Origin of the sequence: Campylobacter sp. CFSAN093226, assembly GCF_012897595.1 — a bacterium.
Classification (GTDB): domain Bacteria; phylum Campylobacterota; class Campylobacteria; order Campylobacterales; family Campylobacteraceae; genus Campylobacter_D; species Campylobacter_D jejuni.
The window spans coordinates 1,244,457-1,259,152 of record NZ_CP040608.1; the positions used below are offsets into that span (position 1 = coordinate 1,244,457).

Sequence of the window (14,696 nt, forward strand, 5' to 3'; positions counted from 1 at the left end):
CCTTTATCTTTATTTTAATTTATCATCTCTAACTCAAATTTATCTTCTAAATCCTTAAACACAAATACTTTATTCCCACAAGGATAAGAGATAGAATTTTCTTGCATAAAAGATTTTCTTCCTTGTAGTTTTTCAAGCATTAAAGGAAGTTCTTTTCTAAATAAAGCCCTATCAGTCATTCTAAGTCCATGCTCTAAACTTTTTACAAATCTACCATCTATATCATTTTCATCCTTTATTAAATGTAAAGTTGCATCATATCCTAATTCCTGATAACACTTATAAAGTTCTATTTTATTTTGCACTGGCGCACCCATATCTTGTATACTATGATAGCTTACAAAAATGGTATTTTTATTTAAATTTGATTGAATTTGAAGATGGTTTGAATTTAAAACTGCTCTGATTAAATAATTTTCATCACCAAAATAATAAGAAGAATTCATATTTCTATTCCAGTATTTATATACAAAACAATAAAGTCTATAACCACTTCCTTCGAAATAAAATTCCCCTTGATTCATTTCTCTTCCTAAAATGCACGCCAAAAATGGCAAGCAAACACCTGAATTATCAATCACACCATCCACATACCAAGGAGCTATTTTTGCTATGAGTAAAGATAGGTATCCTCCATAAGACCCCCCCCCATAAATTTTTGGTAAATCTGCAAATTTTGGAAAGCGTTTAACTAAATCTTTTAAAGCATTGATATGATCAATAGCTGCCATAATGCCATAGTTTTGATAATCTCCATTGGGTGGGATAAAATCACAAGAAAGTTCTATTTTTTGGCTTTCATCAACCAAACCTGCTTGTTTCATTTTATTAACTTTTTGCTCTATAAGAGGAATAATTTGTTCAAAATTATCTTTATTAACCGATAAATGTCCTAAATTAATATTTTTTAAAATGCCATTTACACGCTCTAAATCATCTTGATTGGGAATAAGCTTTGGATTATACTTTTGATCAATACTTTGTCTTGCACAAAAACAATGATAAAAAACATGTACCACTACAACATCAAAATTTTTAGCAATATATTCCCTATCAAAATCTAAAAAAGAAATATTTGCATTAGCTCCAAAACCACCCACTATAAAAACTATGGCTTTGATATCTTTTTCATCATCATAACTTATGCGATATTCAAGCTTACTGGTTCTTTTAATACCTAGTTCTACATCATCACAAGAATCAATTTCAAAGGTTTGGTTTATAAGCAATTTTAAGCCTTTTATTGTATTTTAAAGACAATTATACTTAAATTTTAGTAAAATAAAACACAAAAACAAGGCTTAACTATGAAAAATCTTTGCATAATCCCTGCTCGTGGTGGATCAAAAAGAATTCCTAGAAAAAATATCATTGATTTTCTAGGTAAACCTTTAATCTCTTATAGCATAGAAAATGCTTTAAATTCAGGTATTTTTGATGAAGTGGTGCTTTCAAGCGATGATGAAGAAATCATAGAAGTAGCCTTAAAATACGGTGCAAAAGCTCCTTTTGTGCGTGATAAAAATTTAAGCGATGATTATGCTTCAAGCACTGCTGTAGTGCAAAATGCCATAGAAATTTTACAAAGCCAAAATCAAATTTATGATCATGTCTGCTGCCTTTATGCTACTGCTCCTTTGTTAAATAAAGACATTTTAAAACAAGCCTATGAAAAATTTATACAAAATCAAAGCAAGTTTTTATTTGCTGCTACTGAGTTTGAGTATCCTATACAAAGGGCATTTTATCTAAATGAAAACAATCAAGTTTATATGTTTGATGAAAAACATTATAAAAGTCGTTCACAAGATCTAACAAAAGCTTATCATGATGCAGGAGCTTTTTATTTTGGTACAAGCAAAGCTTGGCTTGAGGAAGATTTTATATTTAAACCTCATTCTAGCGTGTTTGTATTGCCAAGAAATTTAGTTTGCGATATAGACACCATACAAGATTTGGAATTTGCAAAAATACTTTATAAGGTAAATCATGAAAGTGCTTTTTAGAAGCGATAGCTCCAGTCAAATAGGCTTTGGACACATTAAACGCGATCTAGTCTTAGCTAAACAATATAGCGATGTAAGTTTTGCTTGCTTGCCTTTAGAAGGCTCCTTGATCGATGAAATTCCTTATCCTGTTTATGAGCTTAGTAGCGAAAGTATCTACGAGCTTATCAATCTCATCAAAGAAGAAAAATTTGAACTTCTTATCATTGATCACTATGGCATCAGCGTAGATGATGAAAAACTGATCAAGCTTGAAACAGGGGTGAAAATTCTAAGCTTTGATGATGAAATAAAGCCTCATCATTGTGATATTTTACTCAATGTCAATGCCTATGCAAAAGCAAGTGATTATGAAGGTTTAGTGCCTTTTAAATGCGAAGTAAGATGTGGTTTTTCTTATGCTTTAATCAGGGAAGAATTTTATCAAGAGGCCAAAGAAAATAGAGAAAAAAAATATGATTTTTTCATTTGCATGGGTGGAACTGATATAAAAAACCTTTCTTTACAAATTGCTAGCGAATTACCTAAAACAAAAATCATCAGCATTGCAACCAGCTCTTCTAATCCTAATCTTAAAAAATTGCAAAAATTTGCAAAATTACATAACAATATTAGATTATTTATCGATCATGAAAATATTGCAAAATTGATGAATGAAAGCAATAAACTCATCATTAGTGCAAGTTCTTTAGTCAATGAAGCCTTGCTTTTAAAGGCAAATTTCAAAGCTATTTGTTATGTTAAAAATCAAGAATCTACAGCAACTTGGCTTGCTAAAAAAGGGTATGAAGTGGAGTATAAGTATTGATAAAACTTAAAAATTTCGCAGAACTTAATTCTCAAGAAATAAAGCTGATTTTTAAATGGCGCAATCACCCCGATATCAGTCAATTTATGAAAACAAAACATATTGATTTTGAAGAACATTTAAGATTTATAAGAAACTTACATCAAGATTCTAATAAAAAATATTTTTTAGTTTTTCAAGATGAACAGATTATCGGTGTAATTGATTTTGTCAATATCACAACTAAATCTTGCGAATTTGGACTTTATGCAATACCTGATTTAAAAGGCGTAGGACAAGTTTTAATGAATGAAATCAAAAAATACGCCTTTGAAATTTTAAAAGTAGATACTCTTAAAGCTTATGTTTTTAAAGACAATCACAAAGCCTTAAAATTATATCAACAAAATCATTTTACTATTTATGATGAAGATAAAGATTTCTACTATGTTTGCTTAAAGCAATCTCACTGCAAAGCCTTGCCTAGCTAATTCTTCTTTTACATCTTTAGGGGTATATTTAGAAAAATGAAAAATATAAGCACCCGCTAAAGCATCGGCGCCTAAATTTAAAGCCTCAACTCCATCACTTGGCTTGCTAAGTCCTCCATTGATAATAAGAGGAATTTTAAGTTTATTTTGAAAAATCTTTAAAAGTTCTAAATCATAACCCTTTGCTTTTCCCTCAAAATCCACAGAAGTTAAAAGAAGCTCTCCAGCTCCTTTTTTTTCATATTCTAAAGCAAGTTCTAAAGGACTTTTTTCAAGTAAATTTCCCCTATCATAAACACAAAATTGATCTCCTTTTCTTTTAACATCTATAGAACAAACTATACATTGAGAACCAAAACGATTACCCGCTTTACTTATAAAATCCATATCTTCTAAGGCCTTAGAATTGATAGAAATTTTATCCGCACCTAAATTTAAAATCTTTTGTATATCTTCAAGGGTTTTTATCCCGCCACCTATAGTTAAAGGCATAAAACATTCTTTAGCAAGATCTTCTATACTTTCAAAATCTATTTCTCCACTTTTTGAAGCATCTATATCTAAGATAATAAGCTCATCAACATTGCGTGCATTATAAATTCTCATTGTTGAAGTTAAATGCCCTATAGTGCGAAAATCTTTAAATTCTATACTTTTAACAAGTTGAGAATTTTTTAATAACACACAAGGGATAATTCTAGTTTTTAACATTTAAAGCCTTGCAAAATTTTCTAAAAGTTTTAAACCTAAATTTTGACTTTTTTCAGGGTGAAATTGTGTAGCAAAAATATGATCTTTTTGTAAAGATGCAACAAATTTATGTCCGTATTGTGCTTTAGCACTTACAAACTCATCTTTGCATTTCACATAAAAAGAATGCACAAAATAAAAATCACTCTTATTATCTATGCCTTGATACAAAGGAACTTGTTTTAAAATTTCAAGCTCATTCCAACCCATATGTGGGATTTTTAAATTTAAATCCTCTTCAAATTTGACTACTTCACCTTCTATAAAACCAAGTCCTTCGCAAACTCCACCTTCATAGCCCCTTTCTAAAAAAAGCTGCATTCCTAAACAAATGCCTAAAATAGGTTTTTTTTGTACTAAAACTTGCTCTTTTAAAGCTTCTATAAAACCAAGTTCTTTTAAATTTTTCATCGCTTCTTTAAAAAATCCCACTCCAGGTAAAAGCAATTTATCTGCTTTTTGCAAATCTTTTGGATTTTTAGCTATAAAATTTATAGCTCCTATTTTTTCAAAAGCCTTAGCAACAGAGTTTAAATTTCCCGCCTTGTAATCAATGAGCGCTATCATTTTAAAACACACTCGTCTTTTCTTACCAAAGAACCATCATAATCTCTTATAAATTTACCATTTTCATCACGTTTAAAAATTTTTTTATTGGTAAAAGAATCTACTATTTTTTGAAATTCTTCCTCGCTAAAACCACTGAATTCAAGGTATTTTTTAATAGCCTTTTTAGGGGGCTTGCCATCGTATTTTTGTACCAAACGCACCCCTTCTTCACGGCTGATATAACCTAAACGAATATCCAAACAAGCATTATCTGTTGCTCTACCAAAGCCGTATTTGCAGTATTTTAAATAATCATGCACATGATTAGAATAACAATCTAAATTTTCAAAATTTTCATAAGTAGTCTCAACAGGATGATCTAGAGTTAAAAAACCATATTTTTTAGAAATTTCAAGAATTTTTTTATAATCCCATTTAAAATAATACCCTAAAAATAGCCCCGTAACCCCTACTCTTTGAAGTTCTTCATCACTTGGATAAGTATATAAAAACAAATCTTTTTCAGTGATACCATTTACCCCAAGCATATCAGAAGCACGATTTCCTAAAAGCCCGCCAAATTCTTCAAGCCACTCTCTGCCTAAAATATTTTTATTTTTACTACTCGCAGGACCGCCATACTCTATCTGCGGACTTTCTCCCCAGATGATCAAAGGCACTCCAAAATTTACCGCTATGCGTGGAACAGAAGTAAAAATTCCCAAATGGTTTTGCCACTCATTATCCCCTGTTCTTATAAAAGCTTCACGGGCAAGTTTTTGATAAACTTTTGGATCACGCTTGATATGGATCAAATCCACGCCAAGATGATTTAAATTGTCTAAATTTTTGCGCCCTATTTTCGTAGGTACGCTAGGCTCAAAACACACACACAAAGGATTAAGTCCAAGTTCGAGCATTTTAACCACTTGAAAAGTAGAATCTTTTCCGCCACTTACTCCGATAACACAATCATAAACAGGATGTTTTTTGTATTTTTTTATAAGCTCAAAAAATTCTTTTTCTCTTTCTTGCCAATTAATATTTTGATTTTTAGCTTCTTGAGAACGACAAGCATCACAAACACCTTCTTCATCAAAATGTAAATCAGGCTTAGTATCTGGCATCACACATTTTTTACAAAATTTCATAAATTTCCTTTAATTAGTCTTAAATATATATATCGTTATAATTAAATTTTATTTTATGATTTTATATATTTATATTATATAAAAATTAAAAAATGAATGAATTCTATAATTTAAATCCATATGGCATTTTTTGAATGAAACCAAGCAAAATCATAACAAAGTTGTAATATTTATATAATATAAATATATAAATTGAAGAAATATATAATATAATTATATATCATTTTAGTCAGGAAATTTACCAAAGAAAGAAAAGTATGCAAATAGGAAATTTTAACACCGATAAAAAGGTTTTTATCATAGCAGAACTTAGTGCAAATCACGCAGGAAGTCTTGAGATGGCACTTCAAAGTATAAAAGCTGCCAAAAAAGCAGGTGCTGATGCGATAAAAATTCAAACTTACACTCCAGATAGCATGACTCTAAATAGCAACAAAGAAGATTTTATTATTAAGGGTGGGCTTTGGGATAAAAGAAAACTTTATAAGCTTTACGAAAGCGCAAAAACTCCTTATGAATGGCATTCTCAAATCTTTGAAACCGCACAAAATGAAGGCATACTTTGTTTTTCAAGTCCTTTTGCCAAAGAAGATTTAGAATTTCTAAAACGCTTTGATCCTATAGCCTATAAAATCGCTTCTTTTGAAGCTAATGATGAAAATTTCGTGCGTTTAATCGCCAAAGAAAAAAAACCTACTATCGTTTCAACGGGCATTGCTACAGAAGAAGAACTTTTTAAAATCTGTGAAATTTTTAAAGAAGAAAAAAATCCTGATTTAATCTTTTTAAAATGCACTTCGGCTTATCCTACTGCCATAGAAGATATGAATTTAAAAGGCATAGCAAGTTTAAAAGAAAAATTTAATGTTGAAGTGGGACTAAGTGATCATAGCTTTGGTTTTTTAGCCCCTGTTATGGCAGTAGCACTTGGAGCTAGAGTGATAGAAAAGCATTTTATGTTAGATAAAAGCATAGAAAGTGAAGACAGTAAATTTAGTCTTGATTTTGATGAATTTAAAGCTATGATAGATGCAGTAAGACAAGCTGAAAGTGCTTTAGGCGATGGTAAGTTAGATCTAGATGAAAAGGCGCTTAAAAACCGTGTTTTTGCAAGAAGCTTATATGCAAGTAAGGATATCAAAAAAGGTGAAATGTTCAGCGAAGAAAATGTAAAATCCGTGCGTCCTTCTTTTGGACTACATCCTAAATTTTATCAAGAACTTTTAGGAAAAAAAGCTACTAAAGATATAGAATTTGGTGATGCTTTAAAACAAGGAGATTTTACATGAAAAATATTTTAGTTACAGGTGCTGATGGTTTTATAGGCTCTCATCTTTGTGAAAGTTTGGTCAAAAAAGGTTTTAAAGTCAGAGCTTTAAGTCAGTATAATTCTTTTAATTTTTGGGGACATTTAGAAAAAAGTCCTTTTTTAAAAGACATGGAAGTTGTAAGTGGGGATTTAAGAGATAGTTTTTTTTGCGAAAAAATCACCAAAAATATAGATGCGATCTTTCATCTTGGCGCCTTAATCGCCATCCCCTACTCCTACACAGCCCCACAAAGCTATGTGGATACCAATGTCAATGGCACTTTAAATATGCTCGAAGCAGCTAAAAAAAACGAAATTTCGCATTTTATCCACACCTCAACAAGCGAAGTTTATGGCACGGCCTTTTATGTGCCCATCGATGAAAAACACCCTTTACAACCTCAAAGCCCTTATTCTGCAAGCAAAATCGCTGCAGATATGATGGCGCTGAGTTATTATAATTCTTTTAATTTAAATGTCAATATTGCACGCCCTTTTAACACCTATGGACCAAGACAAAGCGCAAGGGCTATCATACCTACCATCATCACACAAATTTTAAGCGGAGCAAAGGAAATCAAACTAGGAGATTTAAGCCCTAAAAGGGATTTAAATTTTGTGCTAGATACTTGCGAGGGTTTTATCTCTCTTTTAAATTTAAAACATTTTGGAGAAGTTTATAATATAGGCTCAGGAGTGGAATACTCCATGCAAGAAGTACTTAATCTCATACAAAAAATTTTAGATTCTAAGGTAAAAATCATCCAAGATGAGCAAAGATTGCGTCCTAAAAATAGCGAAGTTTTTAGACTTTGTTGCGATGCAAACAAGCTTAAAAAAGCTACAAATTGGCAAAGCAAAATAAGTCTAGAAGAAGGTTTAAGACAAAGCATAGAGTATTTTAAAGAAAATTTAGAAAATTATAAAAGTGAGCTTTATAATGTTTGAAAAAGAAATTTCTTTTATAAAAAGTCTTTTTAATAAAGAAAATATCGCCCTACATGAGCCTTGCTTTATAGGCAATGAGAAAAAATATCTCTTAGAATGTATCGATAGCGGTTTTGTTTCAAGCGTAGGAGAATTTGTAACGCGTTTTGAAGAAGCTTTAAAAGAAAAAACCAAAGCACGCTTTGTCATCGCTACAAATACAGGTACAGCAGCCCTTCATATCGCTTTATTAGCTAATGGTATCGATGAAAACTGCGAAGTCATCACTCAAAGCATAAGCTTTGTCGCTACGGCCAATGCTATCGCTTATACAGGTGCAAAACCCGTTTTTTTAGATATAGATGAAAACACTCTAAGTTTAAGTCCTAAGGCTTTAGAGCATTTTTTAGAAAATCAAACTTATCAAAAAGATAATCTTAGCTATAACAAAACCACACACAAACCCATCAAAGCTTGTGTTATTATGCACACCTTTGGTTTAAGCGCTCATATAAAAGCCATCAAAGAGCTTTGTGAAAAATACCACATCCTTTTAATTGAAGATGCTGCAGAAGCCTTAGGAAGCACCTATGAAAACAAGGCCTTAGGCACTTTTGGAAAGTGTGGAATTTTAAGCTTTAATGGTAATAAAATCATCACAGGTGGATGCGGTGGGGCGATATTAAGCGATGATGAAAATTTAGCCAAACTTGCAAGACACCTTAGCACCACAGCTAAAATCCCCCATCCTTACGAATACGATCATGATAGGATAGCTTATAATTACCGTCTTTGCAATATAAACGCAGCAATCTTGCTTGCAGGACTTGAAAATTTAGAACTTTTTTTAGAAAACAAAAGAGAACTTGCTAAAATTTACAAGGATTTTTTTAAAAATCACGATAAATGTAAATTTATCGATGAAAAAAGCAATGAAAAAAGCAATTTTTGGCTCAATACCTTGCTTTTTAAAGATGAAAATTTAAGAAATATCTTTTTAGAAGAATGCTTGAAAAATAATATTTTCGTCCGTCCTGTATGGAAAAGCTTACCGAGTTTAAAAGCTTTTCAAAACTGTCAAAGCAATGAGCTTATAAACACTAAAAAATTAGAAAAACGCTTGATTAATTTACCTAGTAGCGTTAGAATAGCAAATAAAAAGGAATGATGCGTTGCAAAATTTAATTCAAAGCATTAAAAAAATTTAATAAGAAAAAATATGAGAATAGCGGCGGGGGGGGGGATTTGATTTTTTTACTTCTTCTTTTAGGAGAAGTGCGTGAAAAATGTCATCATCATAGGAGCGGGTGGCTTTACTAGAGAGCTTTATTCTTATTTAAAAGATGCAAATTACGAAATTATAGGCTATATTGATATACAAGAAAATAATTTTTTTGACTTAAAATATCTAGGCAATGAAGATAATTTCGATAAAAAGTTGATTCAAAAAGCATCTTTTGCTTTAGGTGTAGGACAAATCAATTTAAGAAAAAAAATCCTTGTAAAACTTTCAAAAAAATCATGTAATTTTATCACTTTTATACATCCTCAATCTTTTGTTTCAAAAGAAGCTAAAATAGGACAAGGGGTTATAGTGTGTCCTTTTGTAACCATTAATGCTAATTCAAATATAGGAGATTTTGTGCTTTGTAATATTTATTCAAGCATAGCTCATGATTGTAAAGTAGGAGAAGGAAGTATTTTAAGCCCTTATGCTACACTTAATGGAAATTCAAGCATAGGAAAAAATTGTTTTTTAGCTACTAGAGTTAGCCTGTTGCCTTGCGTAAACTTAGAAGATAACTGCATAGTAAGCAGGTAGTATTATTAGCAAAAACTACACATCCAATCAACTTATTTTTCATAAAAATATAATTAAAACAAGGAAAAAACAATGAAAGAAATTAATATCATAGACTTTGGTTTAATGGGTAAGCAAATAAGTGCTTTATTTTATTTATTAGGCTATGAAATAGGTGTTTATAATAAAAGCAAGCTCAATATATACGAATTTGAAAAACAAATAAAACTTCTACAAAGAAAAATAGATTTTTCTAATTTTAACGCCGGAAAAATAAACATTTGCCAACATATAGAAGATCTTAAAAATAGCTTGACTATAGAAAGCTTAAATGAAGATTTAAATTTAAAAAAAGAAATCATGCAAATTCTTAGAGATAATAATATAGTTTTTTCGAGAGTATGGATGATTTAAACTGCGATTTTATACATTTTTTCAATACTATTTATATCAAATTAATAGAACTTTGTGGTTCTAATTTAGAACGATTTACCCCATTGAAAGATCTTAAAAAATTAGGATTTCATATCATTTGCAGTAAAGGCAATCGAGGAGCTTTAGCAAATTTACTTTTGTTCAATGAAATTTCATCATTTTTTAAAATTATAGAAAAATACGATTATAATTTCAAAGAATGTCAAACAGTTTATGATTTGCTTTATGAAAAAAGAAATTTGTTAAATATTATCGACACTATAGGCATAGAACTTTGTAATAAAATTTGTAAGAATTTAAAAGAAGATGATGAAAATTTTTACCATCCAAAAATCTTTAAAAAGGCCTTATAAAAAGGAATTTTAGGTAGAAAAATAAAACAAACATAAGTGATATTTTATAAAATAAGCAAATATTAATTTAATATTTTATACAATCTAATATTTTTATTAAATTGAAGGGGTGGGGAATGATTTATTGTGATCACTGCGTGATGCCAAATACTAGACCTGGTATTAATTTTACAAAAGATAAAGAAGGTAAAAATATCTGTTCAGCTTGCATCAATCATAAAAATAAAGAAAATATTGATTATAAAGCAAGATTTAAAGAGCTTGAAGCCTTATGCGATAAATACCGCAGAATGAATGGAAAATTTGAATATGATTGCGCTATTGCCGTAAGTGGAGGTAAAGATTCGCATTTTCAAGTGCATATCATGAAAGAAAAACTTGGAATGAATCCTATTCTTTTTAGCGTTGAAGATAATTTCACCATGACTGAAGCAGGTAAGAAAAATCTTAGAAACTTAAGTGAAACTTTTGGTTGTCATATTATTAGCTTAAAGCCTGATATCAAAACTCAAAAAAAAGTTATGCTAAAAACCTTTGAAAAATATGGAAAACCCACTTGGTTTATTGATAGACTGATTTACAGCTATCCTTTTGCTATGGCTTTAAAATTTAATACACCTTTATTGGTTTATGGAGAAAATGTTAGTTATGAATATGGAGGTAGTGATGACAAAGAAACTCCTAGCGCCAAAGAAATATTTTTAAATGGTACAGCTAGTGATTTAGATATAAATGAATTTATAGATAATGAAATCAAAGAAGAAAATCTACAACTCTTTTTTAATCCCAATGCAAATGATATCAACAAACTTAATCCTATTTATCTAAGTTATTTTGTAAAATGGAATTCTTATAGCAATTATATTTTTGCTAAAAGTCGTGGTTTTACTGATCTAGAAGGCGAATGGGATAGAACAATGTGTGCAGAAAATTTTGATCAAGTTGATAGTATAGGCTATATCCTACACGCTTGGATGAAATACCCTAAATTTGGTCATGCTTGTGCGAGTGATTACGCAGCTCGTTTCGTGCGTTATGGACTTTTAAGCAGAAAAGAAGCTATTGAACTTGTGCAAAAAAGAGATCGTAAGCTTGACAATAGATGCGTTGAAGATTTTTGCAATTTCATAGGTATTAGTAAAACTACATTTTGGAAAATAGTAGAAAAACATTACAATATGGATTTATTTTATAAAAATGATTTTGGAGAATTTAAATTAAAAAATAAATTACAATAAAAATATAAAGGAAAGAAATGCAAAACTCATTAGAAACTTATACAATGAAATATAATGAAAATGGATACGGATTACTTTTTCCAGATGGTCATGTAGTACGTTTTTATGAAAGAATTTTAAAATACAAACTAAATAAAATAAATGGAAATTTACTTGATTTTGGTTGTGGCAATGGTGTACATTCAGCGTATTTTCAAAGCAAAGGGTTTAAAACCTTCGGAATAGATATAGTTCCAAGTTTAAAAGAAATTTGGGAGCAAAATATTAAAAAAAAAGGGGGGGGGGATATTGTAAAATTATAGAACCAAATTCTAGTATCAAAGGACTTTTTGATGAAAATATGGATATCATCTTTGCAAATCAAAGTCTTTACTATATACCCTTAAAAGAACTCAAACAAAATATTTTAGAATTTTACGAACTTTTAAACACGGGTGGAATACTTTTTGCTACAATGATGAGCAAGAAAAATTATTATTTTTCCCACAGTCAAAAAGAAGAAAAAAATGGCTTGAGTAAAGTTGAAATTAATGGAAGATTAAATGAAACAAGCTTTATACATTTTATTGATAAAGCCCAAGATCTAGAAAATCTTTTTCAACCTTTTGAAACTTTATTTTTAGGAGATTATGATCCTATTAATTTTTATAATTTTGAAGGATCAGCACACCATTATATTTATATAGGTATTAAAAAATAAAATTTTGCCTTTATTTTAAGGCAAAATAAAGGCAAAACTATGAAAAAAACTCTTATCATCGCAGAAGCAGGAGTTAATCACAATGGTGATTTAAATTTAGCTAAAAAGTTAATAGAAATCGCAGCAGATTCAGGCGCTGATTTTGTTAAATTTCAAAGTTTTAAAGCCAAAAACTGTATCAGCACAAAGGCTAAAAAAGCACCCTATCAGCTTAAAACCACAGCTAGTGATGAGAGTCAGCTTCAAATGGTACAAAAACTCGAACTCGATATTAAAGCTCATAAAGAGCTTATCTTACACGCAAAAAAATGCAATATTGCCTTTCTTTCTACTCCTTTTGATCTTGAAAGTGTAGATCTTTTAAATGAGTTAGGCTTAAAAATCTTTAAAATTCCAAGCGGAGAAATCACCAATCTACCCTATCTTAAAAAAATTGCAAAGCTTAATAAAAAAATCATACTTTCAACAGGCATGGCAAATTTAGGCGAGATAGAAGAAGCTTTAAATGTGCTTTGCAAAAATGGCGCTAAACGCCAAAATATCACTCTTTTACACTGCACTACAGAATACCCTGCCCCTTTTGATGAAGTCAATCTTAAAGCCATGCAAAGCTTAAAAGATGCTTTTAAACTTGATGTGGGTTATTCTGATCACACTCAAGGCATACACATTTCCCTAGCTGCGGTTGCCTTAGGAGCTTGTGTGATAGAAAAGCATTTTACCCTAGATAAAAATATGTCAGGACCTGATCATAAAGCAAGTCTAGAACCTCATGAACTAAAAACGCTTTGCACTCAAATTAGACAAATACAAAAGGCTATGGGTGATGGCATAAAAAAAGCAAGCAAAAGCGAACAAAAAAATATCAACATAGTAAGAAAAAGTTTAGTGGCTAAAAAAGACATCCAAAAAGGAGAAATTTTTAGCGAAGAAAATCTTACTACCAAACGCCCCGCAAATGGTATAAGTGCTATGAGATATGAAGAGTTTTTAGGTAAAATTGCTACTAAAAACTACAAAGAAGATGAGCTTATCCGTGAGTAAAAGAAAAATTTGTATAGTCAGTGCAACAAGGGCTGAATGGTATCTTTTAAGAAATTTATGTCATGAAATTCAAAACGATAAAGATCTAAGCCTTCAAATCATCGCTACAGGAGCACATTTAAGCCCTGAGTTTGGACTCACTTATAAAGAAATAGAAAAAGAATTTAAAATCACTAAGAAAATTCCTATCCTACTTGCAAATGATGATAAAATAAGCCTTTGCAAAAGCATGAGTTTAGCTTTTAGTGCTTTTAGCGATGCTTTTGAAGACTTAAAACCTGATATGGTGGTAATTTTAGGCGATCGTTATGAAATGCTTAGCGTAGCAAGTGTATGTCTTTTGATGCACATACCTTTAGTGCATTTATGTGGCGGGGAGCTTACTTTAGGGGCTATTGATGATAGTATAAGACACAGCATTTCAAAAATGTCACATTTACATTTTGTAAGTCATGAAATTTATAAAAAAAGGCTTTTGCAACTTGGAGAAGAAGAAAAAAGGGTTTTTAATATAGGTTCTTTAGCTTCTACTATCATAAAAAATATGAATTTTTTAAACAAAAAAGATTTAGAAAAAGCCTTAGAAATGAAACTAGATAAAGAACTTTACTTAATCACTTATCATCCTTTAACCTTAAATGTAAAAAATACTCAAAAAGAGATTAAAACCTTACTTAAAAAACTTGACACCCTTAAAAACGCAAGTTTGATTTTTACCAAAGCAAATGCCGATGAAAATGGACTTTTAATCAATGAAATTTTGCAAAATTACTGCCAAAAAAACTCACACAAGGCTAAACTTTTTGATAATCTTGGCTCACAAAAATACCTAAGTCTTATGAAAATAGCCAAAGCCATGATAGGCAATTCTTCAAGCGGTATTAGTGAAAGTCCTTTTTTTAAAACTCCTTGCATTAATATAGGCGATAGACAAAAAGGGCGTTTAAGAACTCAAAATATCATTGATTGCGAAATCAACGATCTTGATCAAGCTTTTGAAAAATTAGAAAGCAAAGAATTTAAACAAAATTTAAAAAATTTTAAAAACCCTTATGATAATGATAAAAATCCCAATAAATTCATAAAAACTTGCCTAAAAAATGCAAATTTAGATACAATTTTACATAAAAATTTCATCGATTTATAAGGCTTAGC

16 protein-coding genes and 1 pseudogene are annotated in these 14,696 nt (G+C 30.4%); 13 read left to right on the forward strand and 4 right to left on the reverse strand.

The features are described from left to right. Window positions 1-14 precede the first annotated feature (14 nt). On the reverse strand, window positions 15-1,229 hold the full coding sequence (locus FBF02_RS06425) for a DUF2920 family protein (RefSeq protein ID WP_002857950.1): 1,215 nt from the start codon (window positions 1,227-1,229) through the stop codon (window positions 15-17). 78 nt (window positions 1,230-1,307) lie between these two features. Here FBF02_RS06425 and pseF point away from each other — a divergent pair, with 78 nt between their 5' ends. The 3 genes from pseF to pseH are packed head-to-tail and all read left to right on the forward strand — an operon-like array spanning window position 1,308 to window position 3,284. After that, window positions 1,308-2,006 carry a pseudaminic acid cytidylyltransferase gene (gene pseF, locus FBF02_RS06430; protein ID WP_002777693.1) on the forward strand — a complete coding sequence of 233 codons (699 nt, stop codon included), beginning with the start codon at window positions 1,308-1,310 and terminating at the stop codon, window positions 2,004-2,006. Beyond that, window positions 1,990-2,814: a UDP-2,4-diacetamido-2,4,6-trideoxy-beta-L-altropyranose hydrolase gene (pseG, locus tag FBF02_RS06435; RefSeq protein ID WP_002830499.1), complete on the forward strand. Its 825-nt coding sequence runs from the start codon at window positions 1,990-1,992 to the stop codon at window positions 2,812-2,814. Before pseF ends, pseG begins: the two co-directional genes overlap by 17 nt. After that, window positions 2,811-3,284: a UDP-4-amino-4,6-dideoxy-N-acetyl-beta-L-altrosamine N-acetyltransferase gene (gene pseH, locus FBF02_RS06440; protein WP_002858467.1), complete on the forward strand. Its 474-nt coding sequence runs from the start codon at window positions 2,811-2,813 to the stop codon at window positions 3,282-3,284. Before pseG ends, pseH begins: the two co-directional genes overlap by 4 nt. Here pseH and hisF read toward each other — a convergent pair. From hisF to pseA, 3 genes are read right to left on the reverse strand one after another with little or no spacing between them, the layout of a single operon-like run. After that, window positions 3,249-3,995: an imidazole glycerol phosphate synthase subunit HisF gene (gene hisF, locus FBF02_RS06445; RefSeq protein WP_002858306.1), complete on the reverse strand. Its 747-nt coding sequence runs from the start codon at window positions 3,993-3,995 to the stop codon at window positions 3,249-3,251. The two genes, pseH and hisF, sit on opposite strands and share 36 nt — an antisense overlap. After that, entirely contained in the window at window positions 3,996-4,601 is a 606-nt protein-coding gene (gene hisH, locus FBF02_RS06450) for an imidazole glycerol phosphate synthase subunit HisH (RefSeq protein ID WP_002858423.1), read from the reverse strand. Then, window positions 4,598-5,734, reverse strand: coding sequence for a pseudaminic acid biosynthesis protein PseA (pseA, locus tag FBF02_RS06455; RefSeq protein ID WP_002784894.1), 1,137 nt, complete (start codon window positions 5,732-5,734; stop codon window positions 4,598-4,600). Before pseA ends, hisH begins: the two co-directional genes overlap by 4 nt. A 257-nt stretch (window positions 5,735-5,991) precedes the next feature. Here pseA and pseI point away from each other — a divergent pair, with 257 nt between their 5' ends. From pseI to legG, 10 genes and pseudogenes are all read left to right on the forward strand, one after another. Continuing rightward, the gene (gene pseI / locus FBF02_RS06460) at window positions 5,992-7,023 is read left to right on the forward strand and encodes a pseudaminic acid synthase (RefSeq protein ID WP_002857933.1); all 1,032 of its coding nucleotides are present in this window, start codon (window positions 5,992-5,994) and stop codon (window positions 7,021-7,023) included. Continuing rightward, window positions 7,020-7,991: a 4,6-dehydratase LegB gene (legB, locus tag FBF02_RS06465; protein WP_002857901.1), complete on the forward strand. Its 972-nt coding sequence runs from the start codon at window positions 7,020-7,022 to the stop codon at window positions 7,989-7,991. The genes pseI and legB overlap by 4 nt, the downstream gene beginning before the upstream one ends. Further along, the gene (legC, locus tag FBF02_RS06470; protein ID WP_002858192.1) at window positions 7,984-9,138 is read left to right on the forward strand and encodes an aminotransferase LegC; all 1,155 of its coding nucleotides are present in this window, start codon (window positions 7,984-7,986) and stop codon (window positions 9,136-9,138) included. The genes legB and legC overlap by 8 nt, the downstream gene beginning before the upstream one ends. 111 nt (window positions 9,139-9,249) lie before the next feature. Further along, window positions 9,250-9,792 (forward strand): transferase, encoded by a 543-nt coding sequence (locus tag FBF02_RS06475; protein ID WP_002815677.1) that lies wholly within the window; start codon window positions 9,250-9,252, stop codon window positions 9,790-9,792. Window positions 9,793-9,864: 72 nt separating this feature from the next. Then, entirely contained in the window at window positions 9,865-10,185 is a 321-nt protein-coding gene (locus FBF02_RS08990) for a 3-hydroxyacyl-CoA dehydrogenase NAD-binding domain-containing protein (protein ID WP_002891138.1), read from the forward strand. Then, entirely contained in the window at window positions 10,173-10,559 is a 387-nt protein-coding gene (locus FBF02_RS08995; protein ID WP_002782233.1) for a hypothetical protein, read from the forward strand. Before FBF02_RS08990 ends, FBF02_RS08995 begins: the two co-directional genes overlap by 13 nt. Before the next feature lie 116 nt (window positions 10,560-10,675). Further along, window positions 10,676-11,797 carry an N-acetyl sugar amidotransferase gene (locus tag FBF02_RS06485; RefSeq protein WP_002891140.1) on the forward strand — a complete coding sequence of 374 codons (1,122 nt, stop codon included), beginning with the start codon at window positions 10,676-10,678 and terminating at the stop codon, window positions 11,795-11,797. 17 nt (window positions 11,798-11,814) lie between these two features. Beyond that, window positions 11,815-12,497: pseudogene (locus FBF02_RS06490) on the forward strand (class I SAM-dependent methyltransferase). Between the two features lie 39 nt (window positions 12,498-12,536). Further along, window positions 12,537-13,541, forward strand: a complete 1,005-nt coding sequence (gene legI / locus FBF02_RS06495; RefSeq protein ID WP_002890597.1) for a N,N'-diacetyllegionaminate synthase — start codon at window positions 12,537-12,539, stop codon at window positions 13,539-13,541. Next, complete coding sequence (legG, locus tag FBF02_RS06500; RefSeq protein WP_002811473.1) at window positions 13,534-14,688, forward strand: GDP-N,N'-diacetylbacillosamine 2-epimerase (hydrolyzing); 1,155 nt, start codon at window positions 13,534-13,536, stop codon at window positions 14,686-14,688. Before legI ends, legG begins: the two co-directional genes overlap by 8 nt. Window positions 14,689-14,696: the final 8 nt, after the last annotated feature.